The organism is Aeromicrobium chenweiae (genome assembly GCF_003065605.1).
Classification (GTDB): domain Bacteria; phylum Actinomycetota; class Actinomycetes; order Propionibacteriales; family Nocardioidaceae; genus Aeromicrobium; species Aeromicrobium chenweiae.
The window spans coordinates 2,857,230-2,879,304 of the sequence record NZ_CP026952.1; the positions used below are offsets into that span (position 1 = coordinate 2,857,230).

General features: G+C 71.1%; 28 protein-coding genes. 12 read left to right on the plus strand and 16 right to left on the minus strand.

Translation table 11 applies throughout. The annotated features are described in order from the left end of the window. Positions 1-39: 39 nt before the first annotated feature. Entirely contained in the window at positions 40-1,179 is a 1,140-nt protein-coding gene (locus C3E78_RS13820) for an Mrp/NBP35 family ATP-binding protein (protein WP_108579328.1), read from the plus strand. A gap of 9 nt (positions 1,180-1,188) precedes the next feature. Further along, the gene (locus tag C3E78_RS13825) at positions 1,189-1,503 is read left to right on the plus strand and encodes a sec-independent translocase (RefSeq protein ID WP_108579330.1); all 315 of its coding nucleotides are present in this window, start codon (positions 1,189-1,191) and stop codon (positions 1,501-1,503) included. 9 nt (positions 1,504-1,512) lie between these two features. Here C3E78_RS13825 and C3E78_RS13830 read toward each other — a convergent pair whose 3' ends face one another. Both C3E78_RS13830 and sigE read right to left on the minus strand, forming a co-directional pair. Next, a complete protein-coding gene (locus tag C3E78_RS13830; RefSeq protein WP_108579332.1) occupies positions 1,513-2,352 on the minus strand; it encodes an anti-sigma factor family protein in 840 nt (279 codons plus the stop codon). Beyond that, a complete protein-coding gene (gene sigE / locus C3E78_RS13835; RefSeq protein ID WP_108579334.1) occupies positions 2,352-2,933 on the minus strand; it encodes an RNA polymerase sigma factor SigE in 582 nt (193 codons plus the stop codon). The genes C3E78_RS13830 and sigE overlap by 1 nt, the downstream gene beginning before the upstream one ends. A gap of 70 nt (positions 2,934-3,003) precedes the next feature. On the opposite strand from sigE, the gene C3E78_RS13840 reads away from it, so the two are divergent. Further along, the gene (locus C3E78_RS13840) at positions 3,004-3,699 is read left to right on the plus strand and encodes an O-methyltransferase (protein ID WP_438938493.1); all 696 of its coding nucleotides are present in this window, start codon (positions 3,004-3,006) and stop codon (positions 3,697-3,699) included. Between the two features lie 88 nt (positions 3,700-3,787). On the opposite strand, the gene C3E78_RS13845 is transcribed toward C3E78_RS13840, so the two are convergent. Further along, positions 3,788-4,129: a hypothetical protein gene (locus tag C3E78_RS13845; protein WP_235833630.1), complete on the minus strand. Its 342-nt coding sequence runs from the start codon at positions 4,127-4,129 to the stop codon at positions 3,788-3,790. A 14-nt stretch (positions 4,130-4,143) separates the two neighbouring features. Continuing rightward, complete coding sequence (locus tag C3E78_RS13850; protein WP_108579340.1) at positions 4,144-4,305, minus strand: DUF3117 domain-containing protein; 162 nt, start codon at positions 4,303-4,305, stop codon at positions 4,144-4,146. Positions 4,306-4,411: 106 nt separating this feature from the next. Between C3E78_RS13850 and C3E78_RS13855 the strand changes: the two genes are divergently transcribed. Then, positions 4,412-5,218 (plus strand): enoyl-CoA hydratase-related protein, encoded by an 807-nt coding sequence (locus tag C3E78_RS13855; RefSeq protein ID WP_235833631.1) that lies wholly within the window; start codon positions 4,412-4,414, stop codon positions 5,216-5,218. 7 nt (positions 5,219-5,225) lie between these two features. On the opposite strand, the gene C3E78_RS13860 is transcribed toward C3E78_RS13855, so the two are convergent. The 6 genes from C3E78_RS13860 to C3E78_RS13885 form a co-directional block, all read right to left on the minus strand. Further along, a complete protein-coding gene (locus C3E78_RS13860; protein WP_108579342.1) occupies positions 5,226-5,819 on the minus strand; it encodes a hypothetical protein in 594 nt (197 codons plus the stop codon). 78 nt (positions 5,820-5,897) lie between these two features. Further along, positions 5,898-6,464 (minus strand): DNA-3-methyladenine glycosylase I, encoded by a 567-nt coding sequence (locus C3E78_RS13865; protein WP_108579344.1) that lies wholly within the window; start codon positions 6,462-6,464, stop codon positions 5,898-5,900. Positions 6,465-6,514: 50 nt separating this feature from the next. Continuing rightward, the gene (locus tag C3E78_RS13870) at positions 6,515-7,255 is read right to left on the minus strand and encodes an LOG family protein (protein WP_108579345.1); all 741 of its coding nucleotides are present in this window, start codon (positions 7,253-7,255) and stop codon (positions 6,515-6,517) included. Next, the gene (gene dapE, locus C3E78_RS13875; RefSeq protein ID WP_108579348.1) at positions 7,240-8,301 is read right to left on the minus strand and encodes a succinyl-diaminopimelate desuccinylase; all 1,062 of its coding nucleotides are present in this window, start codon (positions 8,299-8,301) and stop codon (positions 7,240-7,242) included. Before dapE ends, C3E78_RS13870 begins: the two co-directional genes overlap by 16 nt. Before the next feature lie 36 nt (positions 8,302-8,337). After that, positions 8,338-9,012, minus strand: a complete 675-nt coding sequence (locus tag C3E78_RS13880; protein WP_108579350.1) for a VOC family protein — start codon at positions 9,010-9,012, stop codon at positions 8,338-8,340. A gap of 40 nt (positions 9,013-9,052) precedes the next feature. Continuing rightward, positions 9,053-9,952, minus strand: coding sequence for an aminoglycoside phosphotransferase family protein (locus C3E78_RS13885; RefSeq protein ID WP_108579352.1), 900 nt, complete (start codon positions 9,950-9,952; stop codon positions 9,053-9,055). A 59-nt stretch (positions 9,953-10,011) separates the two neighbouring features. On the opposite strand from C3E78_RS13885, the gene C3E78_RS13890 reads away from it, so the two are divergent. Then, a complete protein-coding gene (locus C3E78_RS13890; protein ID WP_108579354.1) occupies positions 10,012-10,605 on the plus strand; it encodes a hypothetical protein in 594 nt (197 codons plus the stop codon). A gap of 10 nt (positions 10,606-10,615) precedes the next feature. After that, positions 10,616-11,230, plus strand: a complete 615-nt coding sequence (locus C3E78_RS13895; RefSeq protein WP_108579356.1) for a pyridoxamine 5'-phosphate oxidase family protein — start codon at positions 10,616-10,618, stop codon at positions 11,228-11,230. A gap of 13 nt (positions 11,231-11,243) precedes the next feature. On the opposite strand, the gene purE is transcribed toward C3E78_RS13895, so the two are convergent. From purE to C3E78_RS13920, 5 genes are all read right to left on the minus strand, one after another. Next, positions 11,244-11,762 (minus strand): 5-(carboxyamino)imidazole ribonucleotide mutase, encoded by a 519-nt coding sequence (purE, locus tag C3E78_RS13900; RefSeq protein WP_199906829.1) that lies wholly within the window; start codon positions 11,760-11,762, stop codon positions 11,244-11,246. Positions 11,763-11,835: 73 nt separating this feature from the next. Beyond that, entirely contained in the window at positions 11,836-12,969 is a 1,134-nt protein-coding gene (locus C3E78_RS13905; protein ID WP_108580905.1) for a 5-(carboxyamino)imidazole ribonucleotide synthase, read from the minus strand. A 10-nt stretch (positions 12,970-12,979) separates the two neighbouring features. Then, on the minus strand, positions 12,980-13,969 hold the full coding sequence (locus tag C3E78_RS13910) for an adenylate/guanylate cyclase domain-containing protein (protein ID WP_108579361.1): 990 nt from the start codon (positions 13,967-13,969) through the stop codon (positions 12,980-12,982). Then, on the minus strand, positions 13,956-14,468 hold the full coding sequence (locus tag C3E78_RS13915) for a PH domain-containing protein (RefSeq protein ID WP_108579363.1): 513 nt from the start codon (positions 14,466-14,468) through the stop codon (positions 13,956-13,958). The genes C3E78_RS13910 and C3E78_RS13915 overlap by 14 nt, the downstream gene beginning before the upstream one ends. A gap of 173 nt (positions 14,469-14,641) precedes the next feature. Beyond that, entirely contained in the window at positions 14,642-15,451 is an 810-nt protein-coding gene (locus C3E78_RS13920) for a biotin--[acetyl-CoA-carboxylase] ligase (RefSeq protein WP_108579365.1), read from the minus strand. 51 nt (positions 15,452-15,502) lie between these two features. On the opposite strand from C3E78_RS13920, the gene C3E78_RS13925 reads away from it, so the two are divergent. The 5 genes from C3E78_RS13925 (at position 15,503) to C3E78_RS13945 (ending at position 18,869) form a co-directional block, all read left to right on the plus strand. After that, entirely contained in the window at positions 15,503-17,095 is a 1,593-nt protein-coding gene (locus tag C3E78_RS13925; RefSeq protein WP_235833632.1) for an acyl-CoA carboxylase subunit beta, read from the plus strand. Next, positions 17,092-17,346, plus strand: coding sequence for an acyl-CoA carboxylase epsilon subunit (locus C3E78_RS13930; protein ID WP_108579368.1), 255 nt, complete (start codon positions 17,092-17,094; stop codon positions 17,344-17,346). The genes C3E78_RS13925 and C3E78_RS13930 overlap by 4 nt, the downstream gene beginning before the upstream one ends. 2 nt (positions 17,347-17,348) lie before the next feature. Continuing rightward, positions 17,349-18,014, plus strand: a complete 666-nt coding sequence (locus tag C3E78_RS13935; RefSeq protein ID WP_135804814.1) for a hypothetical protein — start codon at positions 17,349-17,351, stop codon at positions 18,012-18,014. Beyond that, entirely contained in the window at positions 18,011-18,601 is a 591-nt protein-coding gene (locus C3E78_RS13940) for a Maf family protein (protein WP_108579372.1), read from the plus strand. The genes C3E78_RS13935 and C3E78_RS13940 overlap by 4 nt, the downstream gene beginning before the upstream one ends. Positions 18,602-18,710: 109 nt before the next feature. Next, a complete protein-coding gene (locus C3E78_RS13945; protein ID WP_235833633.1) occupies positions 18,711-18,869 on the plus strand; it encodes a hypothetical protein in 159 nt (52 codons plus the stop codon). Between the two features lie 95 nt (positions 18,870-18,964). Here the strand turns inward: C3E78_RS13945 and C3E78_RS13950 are convergent, their stop codons facing one another. Continuing rightward, entirely contained in the window at positions 18,965-20,131 is a 1,167-nt protein-coding gene (locus C3E78_RS13950) for an acyl-CoA dehydrogenase family protein (RefSeq protein ID WP_108579376.1), read from the minus strand. Between the two features lie 146 nt (positions 20,132-20,277). Here C3E78_RS13950 and C3E78_RS13955 point away from each other — a divergent pair, with 146 nt between their 5' ends. After that, the gene (locus tag C3E78_RS13955; RefSeq protein WP_235833634.1) at positions 20,278-22,053 is read left to right on the plus strand and encodes an acetyl/propionyl/methylcrotonyl-CoA carboxylase subunit alpha; all 1,776 of its coding nucleotides are present in this window, start codon (positions 20,278-20,280) and stop codon (positions 22,051-22,053) included. Positions 22,054-22,075 lie beyond the last annotated feature (22 nt).

The window sequence follows — 22,075 nt, forward strand, 5'->3', positions numbered from 1 at the left end:
TCAGCCATCCCGTTGCCGTACCCCCCGTACGATGGGGGCATGGCAGTCGTCACCGAAGAACAGATCCGCGCCGCTCTCGGCACGGTCAACGATCCCGAGATCAAGCGTCCCATCACCGAGCTCGGCATGGTCGACGCGATCACGATCGAGGATGCGCAGATCACCGTCCGCCTCCTGCTGACCGTCTCCGGCTGCCCGCTGAAGGACACCCTCACGCGTGACATCACCGCAGCGGTCGGTGCCGCGGCGCCGGCGCACGCCGTGGTCGTCGACATGGGCGTCATGACCGACGAGCAGCGCAAGGACATGCAGGCGATGCTGCGCGGTGGCCGCGCCGACCGTGAGGTGCCGTTCGCGCAGCCCGGCTCGCTGACCAAGGTGTACGCGATCGCGTCCGGCAAGGGCGGTGTGGGCAAGTCCACCGTCACCGTCAACCTGGCGCTCGCGATGGTGCGCCGCGGCCTGAAGGTCGGCATCGTCGACGCCGACATCTACGGCCACTCGATCCCCGACATGCTGGGCGTGGGCGACATCCGCCCGACCCAGGTCGAGGACATGATCATGCCCGTCCCGATCAAGGGCCTCAAGGTCATCAGCATCGGGATGCTCAAGCCCCGCAAGGACCAGGTCGTCGCCTGGCGCGGCCCGATGCTCGACCGTGCCCTCGTGCAGATGCTCAGCGACGTCTACTGGGGCGATCTCGACGCCCTGCTGCTGGACCTCCCGCCCGGAACCGGCGACATGGCCATCAGCCTCGGCCAGCACCTGCCCAACGCCGAGGTCCTCGTCGTGACGACGCCGCAGCCCGCTGCGGCGGACATCGCCGAGCGCGCCGGCACGATGGCCTCGATGATGCACCAGCGCGTGGTCGGCGTCATCGAGAACATGTCGTACCTGCAGATCCCCGGCGGCGAGCGCATGGAGATCTTCGGCTCCGGTGGAGCCGCGAAGGTCGCCGAGACGCTCAGCGGCCGCTTCGGCTACGACGTCCCGATGCTCGGGCAGATCCCCCTCGACCAGACGCTGCGCGAGGGCGGCGACGCCGGCGACCCGATCGTCCTGGCGGACCCGGACTCGGAGTCGGCCAAGATCCTGCAGGGCGTCGCGGACCAGCTCAGCGGACGCTCGCGCGGCCTCGCCGGCATGCAGCTGGGGCTCGCACCCGCCGGTCGCCTGTAGGGTCCCAGCATGTTCGGCATGGGCATGCCCGAGATCGGTCTGATCCTCGTGGTCGCCCTGCTCGTCTTCGGACCCGAGAAGCTCCCCGAGCTCGCCAAGCAGGCCGGCGGGTTCGTCCGCACCCTGCGGCAGATGGCCGACAACGCCAAGAACGACCTCGGCCGGGAGATGGGGCACGACCTCTCGGGGCTGGACCTGAAGGACCTGGACCCGCGCGAGGTCGTCCGCCGCAACTTCCTGGACGACACGACGCCCGCGGCGACCAAGGAGACCAGGATCCTGCGGCCGGGAGAGATCCCGCCGTTCGACCCCGAGGCCACCTGACCGGACGGACTACGCGGCGCCCAGCCAGGACGACATACGGGTCAGCCCGTCGGTGACCCGCTCCGTGGGGCCGGACTCGTGGGTCATGCGCGGCAGCTCGGCGACGGCTCGGCCCACCCGCGCCCGGTCCACGTCGGTCACGACCGTGAAGACGGTGCCGTCCCGGTCCCAGGCCAGGACCAACGGCATGCCCTCCCGGACCCACACGTCGGACCCGCCCAGCCGGGCGCGCTCGAACCCGGAGAGCTCGTCGCGGTCGAGGACGCCGGCCTGCTCGAAGAGGTTGAGCGAGGACCGCCCGTCGCTGTAGGTCAGGGCGATGACCTCACCCTCCTCCGTGTACGACCCCGACACCCGGTGCAGGTCACCGGCCAGGATCTCGCGGCACGGCCACCCGGAGCTGTCCAGCTGGTTCATGGTCGCCGCGGTGATGGTGCCCCCGGTCCCGGACGTCGACGGCCCGGTGAACTCGGCCACGTAGCGCTCGAACGGCGGAGCGACCTCGTCACCGACCCGCTCGGGCGATCCCACGGCGTACGCGGTCGCCACCACGGCGATCGCCGCCCCGGCCAGCACGAGGCCGGCCCGGAACGGGGCTGCCCGGGTGAGCCGCCGCCACCACGCCTCGGACCGAGGTGGAGCGGCTGCTAGGTGCGCCAGGGACGCCAGCAGCGCCTGCGGAGGCTCCGGCGCGGAGGAGGTGGACATGCGTGACTTGAGGAGCCGCTGCTGGCGCACGGCCTTCTCGCACTCGTCACACTCCCGGAGATGGGCCGCCGCCTCCTGCATCGCGGCGTCGGACAGCTGCCCGTCCACCCATGCTGCGACGTCGGCACCGAGATGAGGCATCAGGCTCCCACGGGCCCCACGAATCGCGTGCGTCCCTGGCTGGGGGCGCGGTGCGCCAGCGCCTCGCGGAGCTGCGTCCGACCCCGGTGGATGCGCGAGCGCACGGTGCCGAGCTTGACGCCCAGCACGTCGGAGATCTCCTCGTAGGACAGGCCCTCGATGTCGCACAGCACGACGGCCACGCGGAACTCGTCGGACAGGGAGGCCAACGCGGTCTCGATGTCGGGATCGAAGTTGGCGTCGTGGACCGCGGACTCGGGCAGCACCTCGTCACTCAGGAGCCGCTCCTCGGCGCCCTCGCCGAAGCCGTCCATGCGCAGCCGGGACTTGCGGCGCACCCGGTCGAGGAAGAGGTTGGTCGTGATGCGGTGCAGCCATCCCGGGAAGTTGCCCGGCTCGTACGTGTCGAGCGAGCGGAAGACGCGGATGAACACGTCCTGGGTGAGATCCTCGGCGTCCTGGCGATTGCCGGTGAGTCGGTACGCCAACCGGTAGACCCGGGCGGAGTGCTCGCTGACGATGCCCTCCCAGTCCGGGAGAGCCCCCTCGAGCGTCGTGGTGGCCACGTCTTCTGCCTTCATGTGTCGATCGTTGACCCTGCACCTGAGAGAACGCACAGAACCACCTGACGGTTCCCCATTTCCTTCGACCGTGCCTCCCCCCTCCCGGCGCGTCGCGCCGATAGTCTGGTCCCACACACCGACCGAGGAGCCCACCATCACCACCGCAGCCAGCCTGGCGTTCGCCGAGGACCACCTGAGCGAGGACGACCATCTCGCCGCTGCCCGGCAGCGCGCCGACGAGGTCGGCGTGGTCCCCATAGGTCCCGGCGCCGGAGCGGTCCTGTCGTTCCTCGCCTCGGCCGTGCAGGCTCGGGCCGTCGCCGAGATCGGAACCGGCACCGGCGTGTCTGGGCTGTGGCTGCTGCGCGGCATGCAGGCCGACGGCGTGCTGACGTCGGTCGACCTCGAGGCCGAGCACCAGCGCCTCGCCCGCGAGACCTTCACCGAGGCCGGTTTCGCCCCTCAGCGCTTCCGCCTCATCGCGGGGGCCGGCCTGGACGTGATGCCGCGGCTCACCGACGCCGGCTACGACCTGGTCTTCCTCGACGGCGACAAGGTCGAGTACGGCGAGTACCTCGAGCAGGCCGTGCGCCTGGTGCGTCCCGGCGGGCTCATCGCGTTCGACAACGCCCTGTGGCACGACCGCGTCGCCGACCCCTCGCAGCGCGATCCCGAGACCACCGCGATCCGTGAGGTCGTGCAGCGCGTGGCCACGGACGACCGCCTGCGCAGCATGCTGGTCCCGCTCGGCGACGGCCTCCTGGTCGCCCAGCTCCTCAGCTGAGCCGCCCCAGGGGGACCCACGATGAGGGTTTCGGGCAGCCGGAGCCGCCGCAAACCCTCATCGTCCGTCCCCCTCGGGGCGGAGGGGGTCAGTCCTCGGCGCCGTGCTCGAAGCGGCCGGAGCTGCGGAAGCCCGAGGGACCACGGACGACGCCGATGATCTCGCAGGGCTCGATCGTGATCGGCGGCGAGCCGACCAGCTTCGACACCTTCGAGTCGGCGGCCGTGGCCTCGAACGAGGTCTGGAACGCCTCACGGGCCTCGTCGGACACGAAGACGTAGCTGCCCTCGAACCACTGGCCCTTGTGGGCGCGCCACGTCTTGAACCGCAGCCCCTCGAGGCCGGCGAACTTCGCGTAGGACTCCTCCTCGACGTACGCCCGCAACGCCTTGAGAGTGCCCTTGGGTGCGTCGGTCAGGGACCAACGCACCGTCAGTCCGTACATCAGATCGCTTTGAGCGCGTCGCCGAGAGTCTCGGCTTCCTCGTTGTTGAGCTCGACGACCAGGCGTCCTCCACCTTCGAGAGGCACCCGCATGACAATGCAGCGGCCCTCCTTGGTGACCTCCATCGGCCCGTCTCCGGTCCGTGGCTTCATGGCGGCCATCAGTTCCCCTCTCGTCCTGGCGCCCGACCGCGTCGGTCAAGGCCTGCCTACCATTATCGCCTATGCCCCGACCGGTTTCGACCGCAGTCCCCAAAAGGAGACACCCTTGAGCGTTCCCACGGCCCCACCGATCCGGTACGAGGTGTCCGACGGCGTCGCCACGGTGACGCTCGATCGCCCCACGCAGATGAACAGCCTGACGCTGGCGACGAAGGTTGCGCTGCGCGACACGCTGCACGAAGCCGCTGCCGACAGCGCGGTCCGGTGCGTCGTCCTGACGGGCACGGGGCGGGCGTTCTGCGTGGGTCAGGACCTCCAGGAGCACGTCGCCGGGAGGACTGCCGATGACGACCCGTTCGGTGGCGCCACCACCGTCGAGGACCACTACAACCCGATCGTCACGGCCATCGCGACGATGCCCAAGCCGGTCATCGCCGCGGTCAACGGCATCGCTGCCGGGGCGGGCGCGTCGATGACGTTCGCCGCGGACTTCCGCCTGGTCAAGCGATCGGCGGGCTTCAACACCGCGTTCGCGGCCATCGCGTTCTCGTGCGACACGGGGGCGTCGTGGACCCTCCCCCGGCTCGTCGGCGCGACCCGGGCCACGGACCTGCTGATGCGGCCCCGCACGATCTCCGCCGACGAGGCCCTCGAGATCGGCATCGCGACCTCGGTCGTGGACGACGACGCGTTCGACGACGCCGTCGCCGACCTGGCCCGGGAGCTCGCGCACGGCCCCACGCTCGCGTACGGCGCGATCAAGCGGGCCCTGGCCTTCTCCGCCACGCACGACCTGTCGACGTCGCTGGAGCACGAGGGTCAGAAGATGGCGCTGACCGGCGCGTCGAGCGACCACGACGTCGCGGTGAAGGCCTTCCTGGCCAAGGAGAAGCCGGAGTTCACCGGCCGCTGACCACCGGTCAGGCGAGCTTGCGGTCCTGGGCGCCGTTGCCGTCCTCGGTCGCGGCTTCCTGCCAGGCCTGCAGCTCGGTGCGCACCTGGATCTCGGCGGCCTCGCTCGCGGCCAGCGCCTCCTGGGCGGCGAGCAGGTCGACCCGAGCGGACTCGAGGTCCGAACGGGCGCTGGTGACGTCGGCCTCCAGGGCCGCGCGGCGGGCGCGCTCGGCGGAGAACCGCTCACGTGCCTGGGCGAGCTCGATCTCGGCGGTGACCAGCGCGTCGCGGAGGTTCGCGATCTGCGCGTCGCGCAGGCTGATGCGCTGGCTCATCTGGTCGGCGAAGGCGATGTGCTCGCGGGAGCGGACGACCGCGACCTTGCGGTGCTCGTCGGCCAGCACGGCCCGGTCGTGCGCCCAGTCGCGGCGGACCTGGGCGATCTCGTTGGACAGCAGCCGACCGGCGACGCCACCCGCGGCGACGGCGTAGACCGTCGCGACGACGAGCACGGTCACGGTCGACACGACGAGGCCGAGCACGGCGACGACGACGGCCGAGACCAGCAGGGCGATGGCGCCGACAGCGCGGCGGGAGCGAGGGATTCTCCGGTTGGACATGTCGGGATCGTAGGCCGTGCCGGCGCCCGTTTTGCGGTGCCACGCCCTGTCTGCGGGGGACGGATGCGACACACCGACTCAGACGATCCCGGACTCGCCTCGGACGAAGCAGTCGGCGAGGTGGTCGTTGACCATCCCGGTGGCCTGCATGAGGGCGTACGCGGTCGTCGGGCCGACGAAGCGGAATCCCTTCTTCTTCAGCGTCGTGGCCATCGCGACCGACTCCGGCGTCGTCGCCGGCACCTCGGCCAACGACGTCGGGGCCGGTCGGGGCGGCGGGGCGAAGGACCACAACAGCTCAGAGAACGACTCGTCGAGCTCGAGCAGGTTGCGGGCGTTGTTGATCGTCGCTTCGATCTTCCTGCGGTTGCGGACGATGCCCGCGTCCTGCAGCAGCCGCTCGGTGTCGGCGTCGCCGAAGCCGGCCACGACCTCGGGGGCGAAACCGGCGAAGGCCTCGCGGAACCGGTCGCGCTTGCGCAGGATGACGGCCCAGGACAGCCCCGACTGGAACGCCTCGAGCGACATGCGCTCGAAGAGCTCGCGGTCGCCGCGGAGCACCCGGCCCCACTCGGTGTCGTGGTACGCGGTCATGGCGGGGTCGTCGCCCCACGGACAGCGGACGACGTCGGTCGGCTCAGGCATGCCTCGGAGTCTGCCACCGCGTCCGGACGTCCCCCCGGGTCGGTCCGGGGTCAGTCGTCCTCGGCGACGAAGTAGGACACGACCTCGTCGACGTCGTCGGTCACGTGCAGCATGTCGACGTCGCCGGGGGTGGTCTTGCCGTCACCCTCCATGGTCGCCCGCAGCCAGTCCACGAGCCCGCCCCAGTACGCCGAGCCGAACAGCACGATCGGGAACGACGTGACCTTGCCGGTCTGCGCGAGGGTCAGCGCCTCGAACAGCTCGTCCATCGTGCCGAACCCGCCGGGCAGCACCACGAACCCCTGCGCGTACTTGACGAACATGGTCTTGCGGACGAAGAAGTAGCGGAAGTTGACGCCGAGGTCGACCCAGTCGTTCATGCCCTGCTCGTGCGGCAGCTCGATGCCGAGCCCGACCGAGACGCCACCGCACTCGCTCGCGCCGCGGTTGGCGGCCTCCATCGCGCCGGGCCCACCGCCGGTGATGATCGCGTAGCCCTCCGCGCACAGCCTCGTGGCGATCTGCCGGCTCGCCTCGTACATCGGGTCGTCGGGCTGCGTGCGGGCCGAGCCGAACAGGCTGACCGCCGGGCCGAGCTCGGCGAGCGCGCCGAAGCCCTCCACGAACTCGGCCTGGATGCGCAGCACCCGCCACGGATCGGTGTGCACCCAGTCGGTCGGCCCCCGCGAGTCCAGCAGGCGCTGGTCGGTCGTGCTGCTGGGCATCTGGCGACCCTTGAGACGGATCGGGCCCTGCTGGTGGCTGGGACGGTTGTTCATGCGCTGAGCCATTTCTCGAGAGTCGCGAGCACCCGGGTCAGGTGCTCGACGGGGACCTGCTCGTCCGCCTTGTGGGCGTAGACCGGGTCGCCCGGGCCGTAGTTGACGGCGGGGATGCCCAGCAGGGTGAACTGGGCGACGTCGGTCCAGCCGAACTTGGGACGCGGCTCGGCCCCGACCGCCTCGACGAACGCCGCGGCGGCGGGCCGGGTCAGTCCGGGCAGGGCACCGGGAGCCGTGTCGGTCACCGTCAGCTCGAAGCCCGCGAACACCTCGTTGAGGTGCGCGAGCGCCTCGTCCTGCGAACGGTCGGGCGCGAAGCGGTAGTTGACCGTCACGACCGCCTCGTCCGGCACCACGTTGCCGGCCACGCCACCGGTGATGCCGACGGCGTTGAGGCCCTCGCGGTAGACGAGGCCGTCGATCTCGACGTGCCGCGGCTCGTACGTCGTGAGGGTCGCGAGGACGGGGGCCAGGGCGTGGATCGCGTTGCTGCCCATCCAGGACCGGGCGGAGTGCGCCCGCTCCCCCGCGGTGCGGATCTCGACCCGCATCGTGCCCTGGCAGCCCGCCTCGACGCCCGCGTCGGAGGGCTCCATGAGGATCGCGAAGTCGGCGGCGAGCAGCTCCGGCCGCTCGCGCGCGACGCGGCCCAGCCCGTTGAACTCGGCCGCGATCTCCTCCGCGTCGTAGAACACGTAGGTCACGTCCCGCACCGGTGCCGGCACGTTCGCGGCGAGCAGCAGGGCGATCGCGACGCCGCCCTTCATGTCGCAGGAGCCGAGGCCGTGCAGCACCCCGCCCTCGAGCCGGGACGGGAAGTTGCCGTTGGCGGGCACGGTGTCCACGTGGCCGGCGATCACGACGCGCTCGGGGCGGCCCAGGTGCGTGCGGGCGACGATCGTGTGGCCGTCCCGGACGATCTCGAGGTGATCGAGGGGGCGCAGCGCCGCCTCGATCACGTCGGAGATCTCCTGCTCGCGAAGGCTCTCCGAGGCGATGTCGACGAGCGCGGCGGTGAGGCCGACGACGTCCGTGGTCAGGTCGAGTGCGGGCACGAGGTCATTCCATCACGGAGCCGCGAAGGAGCCCGGTCACGACGTCGGGAAGACGCAGAACTCGTTGCCCTCGGGATCGGCCATGACCGTCCAGCGACGGTCGTCGGCCGGAGGGGCCAGCACGGTCGCCCCGGCCCCGACCAGGTCGTCGACCGTGGCGCCGTCGACGAGCGTGACGTCCCAGTGGATCCGGTTCTTGACCGTCTTGGGCTCGGGCACCGGGACGAAGTCGAACGACTCCAGCGGGCAGCCCGGGACGTCGTCCAGGTGGGAGTAGTCGTCCTCGTGGGTGAGCTCCCCACCGATGACGTCGGCCCACCAGCTGGAGGTCGCCACGGGGTCGGCCGAGTCGACGACGACGTCCTTGAGGCGCTTGGCCGGCGGCTCGTCGTACGTGAAGACGCAGAACTCGCCCCCCTCGGGGTCGGCCAGGACCGTCCACGCGAACTCGTCCGGCGCGGAGAGCCGCTCCAGGCCCGCGAACGGGTCGAGCGAGGCGGCGCGCACATCGAGGTGGACGCGCTGCTTGACCGTCCTGGGCTCGGGCACGAGGTTGACCCAGACCTCCTCGCCCGGATCGGGCCCCCGGAGCACCGCGTCACCGTCGTCGAGCTCCTCCAGCTCGTAGCCGAGGGTGCGGGCCCAGAAACCCTGGACGGCGGACACGTCGGCGGCGTCGATGCACAGCGCCTTGTACGTCACGAGAGCCATGCTGGCGAGGCTAGCGGCCACCTCGGACGTTCGCGACCCCTCAGTCCTGGACGGCCTTGATGATCGTGATCGCCGCGGTCACCCCGTCCGGCTCACCGTCCTGGATCGCCCACATCGCCCGGTGGGCCTCCCGGACGACCACCCAGTCACGGGCCCGGTCCTCGTCCAGCCCGGCGTCGTCCACCACGGTGTGGAAGCGGCGCCGGATCGCGGTCCGCAGGTCACCGGACGCGACGACCTCGGGCCAGCGGTTCCAGAGCAGGGGTGCCACCTCGTAGTGCGGGTCCCCCGACACCGGCTTGGGGTCGATCGCCAGCCACGGGTCGCGGTCGCCGGCCAGCACGTTGCCGTAGTGCAGGTCCCCGTGGAGCAGTCGTCCGTCGCTGTCGCCGTCGGCCACCAGGGACCGGCCCAGGTGCACGGCCTGCTCCACGACCCGGCGCGGGAGCGGGGCGTCGCGGGGCAGCGCCGCCAGCTCGTCGGTCCACCGCGCGACGAAGGTCGTCAGCGGAACGAGCTGCGGCGGCGCCGGGACGTGGAGCCGGCCGAGGAGGTCCGCGACGACCGAGCAGGCCTCCAGCACCGGGATCTCGCCCAGGTCGCGGCTGTGCAGGCGTTCCAGGAGCATCGCGTCGCGCCGGGGATCGGCCCTCACCAGGCGCACCGCACCGCGCCCGTGCCAGTGCTGCAGCGCCAGCGCCTCGTGCCGGCCCTCCTCGTGGGGCATGACGACCTTGAGCACGAGCCGCTCCCCCGCCGCCGTCACCGGCACGACCAGCGCCGTGTGCCCATGGGCGGGCTCGCCGTCGACCACGAGCTCCCAGTCGTCGAGCAGGTCGCGCACGAGCCGGGGCAGCCCGGTGATCCACCGGGCCCAGTCGTCGCCCCGTCCGGCGTACGCCTGGAGAGCCTGCGGCAGGTCGAACGGCAGGAGGGCCATGGCGTCAGCCTGCCACCGCCGTGGTCGCGTCTGTGGTGCGGTGGGACAGACTTCATCCCATGACGCACTCCTTCGAGGGTCACATCGCGGGGCTGGGCACGACGTCCGGCACGCGCATCGTCGTCGGTGCGTGGGACACGAGCCCGTACGGCCGGTTCGCGGACGTCATGGTCGAGCAGCCGTCGGGGCACCGCATCCTGCTCGCGCCGCGTCAGGAGATCGCCGACTTCGTCGCCTCCACGTACGCGTTCGACGAGGTCCGCATCGAGCCCGTCTCGGTCGAGGCCGGTCCGGAGTGGTCGGTGCACACCCGGTCGCTGCAGGCGCGGTTCACCCCCGGCGGGCGGGTCTGGATCTCACCGCTGCTGTCGCTGGTGCCCTCGCCGCTGCGCCGCCGCTCGCTGTGGGCGCGGGTCTGCAACCCCGTCGCAAGCCGCTTGATGAGCGGCGTGCGGACCTACGGGACAGCCGGCAACGACCGGGTCGAGTGGTACGCCGCGACCAGCGTGCGGCGCCTGACGTGCGCCCGCGCGACCTGGGAGGGTGAGGAGCTGGGCGATCTCGCCCCGGTCACGCCCCCGGTCCGGTTCGGCTTCGCGTCGGCGCCGGCCGAGCCCACGTTGACGGCCCTGACGTCGTACGTCCGCGGATAGCCTGAGCACCATGCGCACCGAGATCACCACCGAGGCAGCACTGCGCGACCTGCTGGGTCAGCCCATGCAGCGCGCGCTCGACAAGGAGCGGCAGTCGCTCACCACCGAGCACCGCGACTGGCTCGCCGCGTCCCCGTTCTGCCTCGTCGCGACGTCCGACGCCGCCGGACGACTCGACGTCTCGCCGAAGGGCGACCCGGCCGGGTTCGCGCTCGCGCTTGACGACTCGACGATCGCGATCCCCGAGCGTCTGGGCAACCGGCGCGCGGACGGCTTCGTCAACGTCCTGCAGAACCCGCACGTCGGGCTGCTCTTCCTCGTCCCGGGCCGGGGCGACACGCTGCGCGTCAACGGCCGCGCCACCCTGCTCGCGGACGCGCCGTACGCCGATCGCCTGGAGGTCAAGGGCCACCGCCCGGCCGTGATCCTCGAGGTCCAGGTCGAGCAGGTGTTCTTCCACTGCGCGAAGGCGTTCCTGCGCTCGGAGCTCTGGAAGCCCGAGACGTGGCGGCCCGACGCAGTCATGAGCCGTGCGCAGATCGCCAAGAACCTCGAGCGTCCCGACGAGCCGCTGGAGGAGATCGAGGCGTACTACAGCACGCAGTACGCCCAGAACCTCTATTGACGCAGGGCGCGGGTCAGCGGAAGCCCGCGCCGCCGCCGGTCGGGTTGCGGACCTTCTCACCCTTGGCGCGCGCGGCGTCGGCCAGCTCGGCCTGGAACGCGACCATGCGCGCCGTCAGGTCGGGATCGCCGGCGGCCAGGATGCGCACCGCGAGCAGCCCGGCGTTGCGCGCGTTGCCGATCGACACCGTCGCGACGGGCACGCCGGCCGGCATCTGCACGATCGACAGCAGCGAGTCCATGCCGTCGAGGTGCTTGAGCGGCACCGGGACGCCGATGACCGGCAGGGGCGTGACGGCCGCGAGCATCCCCGGCAGGTGGGCGGCTCCGCCGGCCCCGGCGATGATGACCTCGAGACCGCGGCCGTGGGCGTCGCGACCGTACGCGAGCATCTCGTCGGGCATCCGGTGCGCCGAGACGACGTCGGCCTCGTAGGCGACGTCGAACTCCTTCAGCGCGGTCGCAGCGGCCTCCATCGTCGGCCAGTCCGAGTCCGATCCCATCACGATGCCGACGCGCGGCTGCTCAGTCATGACGCTCACCCTATCGCCGCGCCGATGACGCAGGGCCCGACCGCCGCGACGTGCCCACCCGCGCCCCGGGAGCTCAGGAGGCGGCGGGGTCGATGCCGTCCGTGAAGAGCGCCGCGGCCCGGCGTGCGCGGGTCAGCACGTCGTCCAGGTCGTCGCCGTACGCCGTGACGTGACCGACCTTGCGACCGGCCTTGACCGCCTTGCCGTACAGGTGGATCTTGACGTCCGGCTCCGCGCCGAGGACGACCGAGCGCTGGGCCTCCAGGTCCTCGACCGTGCCGCCGAGGACGTTGACCATGACCGACCACGGCTGGCGCGCGTCGGTGCTGCCGAGCGGCAGGTCCAGCACGGCCCGCAGGTGGTTCTCGAACTGGCTGGTGTGTGCGCCGTCGATCGACCAGTGACCGGTGTTGTGGGGGCGCATCGCGAGCTCGTTGACCAGCAGCCGGCCGTCGGTGGTCTCGAACAGCTCGACGGCGAGGATGCCCGTCACGTCGAGCTCAGTCGCGATCTGCACGGCCAGGTCACGGGCGGACGCCGCGAGGGTCGGGTCGAGGTCGGGCGCCGGGGCGATGACCTCGGCGCACACGCCGTCGGCCTGGCGGGACTCCACGACCGGGTACGGGCGCACCTCGCCGGACGGTGAGCGGGCGACGAGGGCGGACAGCTCGCGCCGGAAGTCGACGAGCTCCTCGGCGAGCAGCGGGCGGTCGGCCGCGAAGGCCTCCTCGGCGTCGGCGACGGACCGGACGACCCACACGCCCTTGCCGTCGTAGCCGCCACGGGTCGTCTTGAGCACGGCCGGGAAGCCGAACGCCTCGAGGTCCTCGACCGACGAGATCGGTGCGTTGCGCGGGCAGGGCGCGCCGAGGGCGCCGAGGCGTTCGCGCATCGAGCCCTTGTCCTGGGCGTAGAGCAGGGCGTGCGGACCGGGACGGCACGCGTGCCCCTCGGACTCCAGCGCGCGCAGGTGCTCCGGCGGGACGTGCTCGTGGTCGAACGTGACGACAGGGGCGTCCGCGACGACCGCGCGCAAGGTGTCCAGGTCGGTGTAGTCGCCGACGACGTGATCCGGGACGACCTGCGCGGCCGAGACGTCCGGCCCCTCCGCGAGGAGGCGGATGCGGAGGCCAAGACCCGTGGCGGACTGCTGCATCATCCGGGCCAGCTGGCCTCCGCCGATGACGGCGAGCTCAGGAGTGGGCACGGAGCCCACCCTATCGGGACCGGAACCCGCGGCGCTCGGTCACCGTGATCGGCGAGACGTTGCCGAAGCCGCGCAACGGCCGCGGTGGCAGCGCCCGGGTGTCGAACTCCTCGGAGATGGCCGCCGCGGTCCGGTCGTCCACCAGCACCCGGTTGCTCCGCGCGACGTGCGAAAGACGGGCGGCCAGGTTGACCGGCGGGCCGTACACGTCGCCGAGACGGCTGACGACCGACCCGGTCGCGAGCCCCACGCAGATGTTGGGCAGCTCTGACCGCATGGCGATCTGCTTCACCAGATCGATCGCGGTACGCGTCCCCTCCACCGGGTCGTCGCTCACGAACAGGACGGCGTCGCCCAGCGTCTTGATGACCCGTCCGCCGTGCGCCGTCACGATGTCGGAGCACCGGGTCTCGAAGTTCTCCACCAGAGCGCCGAGGCTGTTGTCGTCGAGGCCGTTGGACAACGACGTGAACCGCGACAGGTCCGCGAAGCCCACGGTCATCACCGTGGACAGCAGCTCCTCGTCCGCCGCGCCCAGGGCCTCCATGCGGGCCGTCGCCGCGGCGAGGTGGCGCCGCCACGCGTAGACCATGAGGTGCTCGAAGCCCGGGCCCGCCGTCCGGGCCAGCTTGATCGCGGCGTCGAGACGCGTCGGGGCCTTGCCCTCCTGGACGTCCCGCTCGATCTGGTCGACGAGCGTCGTCACCTGCCAGTCGGCCAGGCGGGACATCGTCGTCCCGAGCGCGCGCGTCATCCGAAAGACGGTCCGCTGGTCCATGACCTCGTCGTTGATCGCCGAGGCGACGGCCTCGATCGCCTTGACGTCGGCCTGGCCGTACGCGATGCCGTCGCCGGTGTCGGCGAAGCCCAGGGCCCGCCACAGCCGCTGACTGTCCTCGATCGAGAGCCCGCCCTTGTCGGCGGCCTCGGCGCTCGTCATCGCGAGGTCGCCACCCAGGATCAGGTGGACGAGCGTCTCGCGCAGGTCAGAGCGACTCATCGTTCCTCATGGTCTCGTGCTTCTCGAAGACGAGGTTCGACACGGTGCGGTGGAACGCCTCGATCCGCGGGATGTCCCTGAGCTCCAGGCCGGCCTGCTCGCTCGCGTCGTGGATGATCAGCGTCCCGCAGCCGAGGATGCGGTCGTTGAGGTTCTTCTCGTACGCGACGTCGTTGACGCGGGTCAGCGGGATGACCCGGCCGGTGCGGGTCAGGATGCCCTTCTGCTCCACGAGCCGCTTGTTGGTCAGCGTGTACGTCCACAGGTACCACTTCAGGAACGGGAGCAACGCGCCCCACACGATGAGGATCGCGGCGAGCGCGGCGATGACCCAGCCGACCTTCCCGTCTCCCTTGTCACCGATCTGGGCGATCAGGAACCCCGCGGCCACGCACACCACGAGCAGGACGAGGAAGGGCAGGAACAGCACCTTGACGTGGGTGCGGGTCGTCGCGACGGTCTGCTCCCCGTCGATCATCAGCTTGCGCGCGAGGCTCATGCCGTCACCTCCCGGAAGAGCGCACGGTAGGTCGGTGCCGGCATGACTGCTTCACTGTTCACTCGCTGGCGCTCGCTCATGCCGTCACCTCCCAGAAGAGCGCACGGTAGGTCGGTGCCGGCATGACTGCTTCACTGTTCACTCGCTGGCGCTCGCTCATGCCCCCGATTCTCTCACCCCGCGGGGCGGACGTGGGTGACATCGCCGGCGCTGATCGCGCGGCCGTCCACGAGGAGGCGGCCGGAGTCGTCGATGCCCGTGGCCTGGCCCACCCAGGGCTCGTCATGGGGCAGGGTCACCCGGACGCGCTGACCGATCGTGACGCACCGCCGGACGTACGACTCGCGGATGCCGCCCGGGGGGTCGCCGCCGGACGCGGCCCAGGCGCGGTACAGCGCCTCGAGGTTGCGCAGGAACGCGCGGATGACGATCGTGCGGTCGGTCTCGGTGGCCCCCTCCAGCACGAGCGACGTCGCGGTGTCGACCGGCAGCTCGTCGCGGCGCAGCGACACGTTGAGCCCGACGCCGACGACCGCGGCCGGCCCGACCGGTGTCTCCGTGCGCTCGAGCAGGATGCCCGCGATCTTGCGGCCGTCGACCAGCACGTCGTTGGGCCACTTCACCGACGAGGCGACCCCGCACTCCTGCACCGTCGCGTCGACCGCGAGCCCCGCCAGCAGCGGCAGCCACACCCAGCGCGCGGCCGGGACCGAGTCCGGGCGCAGCAGCACCGACACGATCGCCCCGGACCCCGGCGGCGAGGTCCACGTCCGGTCCAGACGTCCCCGGCCCGCGGTCTGCGCGTCCGCGACGTGGACCAGACCCTCCGGCGCGCCCGCCCTCGCCGCGGCGGCGACATCGGCGTTGGTGCTGCCGGTCTGCGCGCTGACGACGACCTCGGTCCACAGGCGCCTCGGGCCGGTCAGCGCGGAACGGAGCGCCACCGCGTCGAGGGGTGGCCGGTCGAGGTCGCGGTAGGACATGAGAACAGACTCACATATCCGATTGCGCCCGCTGTCGTTACTCTGACCTGCGTGACTGAACACGAGATCGAAGCAAAGCCCGAGCTGCACACCACCGCCGGCAAGCTTGCGGACTTCATCGAGCGCCGCGACACCGCCCTGGTCGAGATGGCTGAGCGTGCGCACGAGAAGCAGAGCGCCCGTGGTCGTCAGAGTGCGCGCGAGCGCATCGACCAGCTGCTGGACGAGGGCTCGTTCGTCGAGCTCGACGCCCTGGCGCGGCACCGTGCGACCGACTTCGGTCTCGACAAGAACCGCCCGCTCGGCGACGGCGTCATCACCGGCTACGGCACGATCGACGGTCGCCAGGTCTGCGTGTTCAGCCAGGACTTCAGCGTCTTCGGCGGCTCGCTGGGCCAGGTCTACGGCGAGAAGATCACCAAGGTCATGGATCTGGCGATCAAGTCCGGCTGCCCCATCATCGGCATCAACGAGGGCTCCGGTGCGCGCATCCAGGAGGGCGTCGTCTCGCTCGGCCTGTACGGCGAGATCTTCAAGCGCAACGTGCACGCCTCGGGCGTCATCCCGCAGATCTCGCTCATCATGGGCGCGAACGCCGGCGGCCACGTGTACTCCCCCGCGGTCACCGACTTCGTGATCATGGTCGACAAGACCTCCAACATGTTCATCACCGGCCCCGACATCATCAAGACGGTCACCGGCGAGGAGGTCTCGATGGAGGACCTCGGCGGCGCCCGCGCGCACAACACCAAGAGCGGCAACGCCCACTACATGGGGGCCGACGAGCAGGACGCGATCGAGTACGCCAAGGCGCTCATCTCGTTCCTGCCGCAGAACAACATGGAGGAGGCCGAGGTCTACGACGAGGTCGCAGACCTCGAGCGCACCGAGACCGACCTCGCGCTGGACACCCTGATCCCGGACTCGGCCAACCAGCCGTACGACATCAAGACCGTCATCGAGTCGGTCGTCGACGACGGCGACTTCCTCGAGGTCATGCCGCTGTTCGCCCAGAACCTCGTGATCGGCTACGGCCGCGTCGAGGGTCGCAGCGTCGGCATCGTCGCCAACCAGCCGATGCAGCTGGCCGGCTGCCTCGACATCGACGCGTCCGAGAAGGCCGCCCGCTTCGTCCGCACCTGCGACGCGTTCAACATCCCGGTCCTGACGTTCGTCGACGTGCCCGGCTTCCTGCCCGGCACCGACCAGGAGTGGAACGGCATCATCCGTCGCGGCGCGAAGCTGATCTACGCGTACGCCGAGGCCACGGTCCCCCTCATCACCGTGATCACCCGCAAGGCGTACGGCGGCGCGTACGACGTCATGGGCTCCAAGCACCTCGGCGCAGACCTCAACATCGCGTGGCCGTCGGCGCAGATCGCCGTCGTCGGCGCGTCCGGCGCGGTCGGCATCCTGTACCGCAAGGAGCTCGCCGCCTCCGACGACCCGGACGCGCTGCGCGCCCAGCTCATCACCGAGTACGAGGACACGCTCTGCAACCCGTACCTCGCGGCCGAGCGCGGCTACGTCGACGCGGTCATCGAGCCGAGCCAGACCCGCGCCGAGATCGTCAAGGGCCTGCGCCTGCTCAAGACCAAGCGCGAGACCCTGCCGCCCAAGAAGCACGGGAACATCCCGCTGTGAGCGACGAGACCGCCGCCCCGGCCGAGGACGCCGCGCACACGCCGGTCCTGCGGGTGGTCAAGGGCGACCTGACGCCCGAGGAGCTGGCCGCACTGGTCGCGGTCGTCGCGGCCCGCAACGCGGCGGCAGCCAACGCGGCCGCGCGCACCAAGCCCCGGCTCCGCTCCGAGTGGGGTCACCCGGCCCGTCAGGTCCGTCCCGCGCACAGCTTCGGGCCCGACCAGTGGCGCCGGTCGTCGTTCGGTCGCTGAGCATGACCCTGCGTCCGCTGGCCGACCTGAGCGCTGCCGACTGGCTGCTGGCCGACCCGGCGCCGGTCGCGCTGCGGGCTCGCGTGGGACCGTCGGGCTTCGCGGCGTACGCGCGCGTGCTGCACTCGACGAGCGGCGAGGGCGACCGCCTCGAGGGGCACCTGGACGGCGCGCTGCTCGCGGCGCTCGTCGACGTCCTCGGACACCACACCACCACCCCGGACGAGTGCTACTTCGCCCTGTGGGAGGGCTACGGCGACATCCACGGCGGTGAGGCGGCGGGCTTCCTCACCGCGTTCTCGGGGCCACTGCGCTGGCCCGGACGGATCTTCACCAAGGAGAAGCCGAAGGCTCCCCCGCCGCCGGCGTTCCCCCCGCAGGTCATGGCAGGACCGCTGCTGACGGTCAACGGCGAGGAGCACTTCCTGTTCACCGGCCCGCTGCGCGACGCCGGGCAGTGGGGCGCCGCCAGCTACGGCGCCGGTGTCCCCCGTGACATCAACAGCCCGAACCTGATGTGGCCGGCCGACCGGGCCTGGTTCGTCACGACCGGCATCGAGGGGACCTGGACCGGCGTCGGCGGCACCGAGTCGCTCATCGCGACGCTCCTGCAGGACCCGCGGCTCGAGGTCGTCCGGCAGCGCTACGACGAGGCGGCCCTGCGATGAGGGTCGTGCTCGCCTCCCAGTCGCCCGCCCGGCTCGCGACCCTGCGCAGCGCGGGCATCGAGCCCGTCGTCATCGTCTCGGGCGTCGACGAGGACCAGATCACGACCACGGACGCGGGCAATCTGGCCGCCGCTCTCGCCCAGCTGAAGTGCCGGGCGGTCGCGGCACAGGTGGAGCCGCAGGACCTGGTCATCGGCTGCGACTCGGTGCTGGCGTTCGAGGGCGAGATCTTCGGCAAGCCGGCCGGACCGGACGAGGCCACGGCCCGCTGGCGCCGGATGCGGGGACGCAGCGGCGTCCTGCACACGGGCCACTGCGTGCGTCGAGGCGGGACGGAGCTCATCGAGACGGCTGCCACGATCGTCCACTTCGCCGACGTCACCGATGCCGAGATCGACGCGTACGTCGCGACCGGTGAGCCGCTGCACGTCGCCGGCGCGTTCACGATCGACGGGCTCGGCGGAGCATTCATCCGGGGCATCGAGGGCGACCACCACAACGTCGTCGGGCTGTCCCTGCCCGTCCTCCGCGACCTCGTGAGAGAGCTCGGGATCGACTGGACCTCGCTCTGGACCCTGTCCACCTGAGGGGTTTGTTGGTATACGCCCCCCAGAAGTGGGACACTGGTGAGTGATGGCAACCTCACCGCGCAAACGCCGCTACCACGCTTCCAGTCCCTTCCAGGCAGGTCCTGAGGTGATCGACGAGGTATACGAAGTCGGCGCCCGGGTCTCGCACGACACCTACGGCATGGGACGCATCGTCAGCATCCAGGGCACCACGTCGGCCCAGGTCGACTTCGGGGACGGACCCAAGCACATCCCGCTCCCCTGCTCGAAGATGACGGCCCTGTAGGCAGCCGCCCGCCTCCTTCTCAACGCCCGGACCGGACCGCGTGGGCACCTCGGGTGCTCGCGTGCTTCCGTGGTCCCGGCGCGCCCCGGGAGTCCTCACTCCACCGGCAGGCCGAGGCCCCGGGCGATCAGCATGCGCTGGATCTCCGACGTGCCCTCGCCGATCTCGAGGATCTTGGCGTCCCGGTAGAACCGGGCGACCGGGTACTCCTCCATGAAGCCGTAGCCGCCGAAGACCTGCGTCGCGATCCGCGTCGCGGTGACGGCGGCCTCGGACGTGTAGAGCTTCGCGATCGACGCGGCCTGCTTGAGCTCCTTGGCCGGAGCGCCGGCGTCCTTCATCGCGGCCGCCTGGTACGTCAGCGCACGGCCGGCCTGGGCCATCACGGCCAGGTCCGAGATCTGGAACGCGACCCCCTGCTTGGTGCCGATCGGCACGCCGAACGTCGTGCGCTCGCCCGCGTACTGCACCGACATGTCGAGGCACGCCTGGATGCAGCCGACCGCGAGGGCGGCGATCGCGATGCGGCCGTCGTCGAGCGTGGCGAGGAACTGCGCGTAGCCGCGACCCCGGTCCCCCAGCAGGTGGTCCGACGGCACGCGCACGTCGGTGAACGAGAGGGCGTGGGTGTCGGACAGGTGCCAGCCGAGCTTGTCGTACGGCGCCTCGGCGACGAATCCCGGCGTGCCGGCGGGCAGCATGACCGCGGAGATCTCCGGCGAGCCGTTCTCACGGGTGCCGGTGCGCGCGGTGACCGTCACGAGGGACGTGATGGCGCTGCCGGAGTTGGTGATGAACTGCTTCGAGCCGTTGACGACCCACTCGTCGCCGTCGAGCTCGGCGCGCGTCCTGGTGGCACTCGCGTCGGAGCCTGCGCCCGGCTCGGTGAGGCCGAAGCCGGCGAGCCGCCGCCCCTCGACGAGATCGGGCAGCCACGCCTCTTTCTGCTCCTGCGTGCCGTACTCGAGGATCGGCGTGATGCCGAGCCCCACTCCGGCCTCCAGCGTGATGCCGATCGACTGGTCGACCCGGCCCAGCTCCTCGATCGCGACGCAGAGGCTCGTGAAGTCGCCGCCGGAACCGCCGAACTCCTCCGGCGCGGTGAGCCCGAACAGGCCGAGCTGTCCCATCTTGTGCACCGCGTCGACCGGGAAGTGGTGGTCCTTGTCCCACTGCGCCACGTGGGGCGCGATCTCCGCCTCCGCGAACTCGCGGACGCTGCGGCGGAAGGTCTCGTGCTCGCTCGAGAGGGCAAATGTCATGCCGGCATCGTAGCAACGATGAGTTAACAACCATTAACCCACAGCGCCGAACGGCGCCGCGCGACGTAACGCACCTCATATGACGTCCTACTAATTCAACCCCTAGACTGCGGCAGGCAGTCCGTCGCACCGAGGAGAGTCATTCAGTGAGCAAGCCCCTGGCCAAGGTCCTGATCGCCAACCGCGGTGAGATCGCCGTCCGTGTGATCCGAGCGTGCAAGGACTCCGGTATCGGCAGTGTCGCCGTGTATGCCGAGCCCGATCGCGACGCGGTGTTCGTCCGCCTCGCCGACGAGGCGTACTCGCTCGAGGGCTCCACGCCCGCCGAGTCGTACCTCTCGATCGAGAAGATCATCGCGATCGCCGAGAAGTCCGGCGCGGACAGCGTCCACCCCGGCTACGGCTTCCTCGCCGAGAACGCCGCGTTCGCCCAGGCCGTCATCGATGCCGGGCTCGTCTGGATCGGTCCGCCGCCGGCCGCCATCGAGAGCCTCGGCGACAAGGCCAGGGCCAAGCAGATCGCCCTCAAGGCCGATGCGCCGCTCGCTCCGGGCACCAAGGACGCAGTCAAGGACGCCGACGAGGTCGTCGAGTTCGCCAAGGCCAACGGCCTGCCGGTCGCGATCAAGGCCGTGTTCGGCGGCGGCGGCCGTGGACTGAAGGTCGCCCGCACGCTCGAGGAGATCCCCGAGCTCTACGAGTCCGCCGTGCGTGAGGCCGTCAGCGCCTTCGGTCGCGGCGAGTGCCTCGTCGAGAAGTTCCTCGACCAGCCGCGCCACGTCGAGACCCAGTGCCTCGCCGACAGCCACGGCAACGTCGTCGTCGTCTCGACCCGTGACTGCTCGCTGCAGCGCCGCCACCAGAAGCTCGTCGAGGAGGCGCCCGCGCCGTTCCTGACCGACGACCAGATCGAGCGCCTCTACACCTCGTCCAAGGCCATCCTGCGGGAGGCCGGCTACGTCGGCGCCGGCACGTGCGAGTTCCTCGTGGCCCGCGACGGCACCATCAGCTTCCTCGAGGTCAACACGCGACTGCAGGTCGAGCACCCGGTCTCCGAGGAGGTCACCGGCCTCGACCTCGTCCGCGAGATGTTCCGCATCGCGGCGGGCGAGGAGCTCGGCTACGGCGATCCCGAGATCCGTGGCCACTCGATGGAGTTCCGCATCAACGCCGAGGACGGTGGCCGCGGCTTCCTCCCCGCCCCCGGCACGCTCACCAAGTGGGCTCCCCCGTCGGGCCCGGGCGTCCGGCTCGACGGCGGCTACGAGGAGGGCGAGACGATCCCCGGGTCGTTCGACTCCCTGGTCGCCAAGCTGATCGTCTCCGGCACGAGCCGCGAGCAGGTCCTGGCCCGCTCCCGCCGCGCGCTGGACGAGTTCGTGGTCGACGGCATGCCCACGGTCATCCCGTTCCACCGCTCGGTGGTCGACGACCCGGCGTTCACCGCGGCCGACGGCAACTTCTCGGTGTACACGACGTGGATCGAGACCGACTACGACAACCAGCTCGAGCCGTACTCGGGTGCGTCCGCGGACGCCGACGAGCCCGACGAGCGCGAGCGCGTCACGGTCGAGGTCGGCGGCAAGCGCATCGAGGTCGTCCTCCCCGGCGGCCTCGGCGCCTCGGCCGCCCCCGCCGGCGGCAGCAAGAAGGCCAAGCGCAAGGCCGACAAGGGTGCGGGCGCCGCGGCCGGCGGTGACTCGCTGGTCGCGCCGATGCAGGGCACCGTCGTCAAGGTCGCCGTCGAGGAGGGCCAGGAGGTCGCCGTGGGCGATCAGGTCATCGTCGTGGAGGCCATGAAGATGGAGCAGCCGATCACCGCCCACAAGGCGGGCATCATCACCGGCCTCACGGTCACGGTCGGCGGTCCCATCGGGTCCGGCGAGGTCGTCGCCGAGATCAAGGACGCCGCAGCCGAGTAGCCCCGTCCCAGATCTGCGGGCC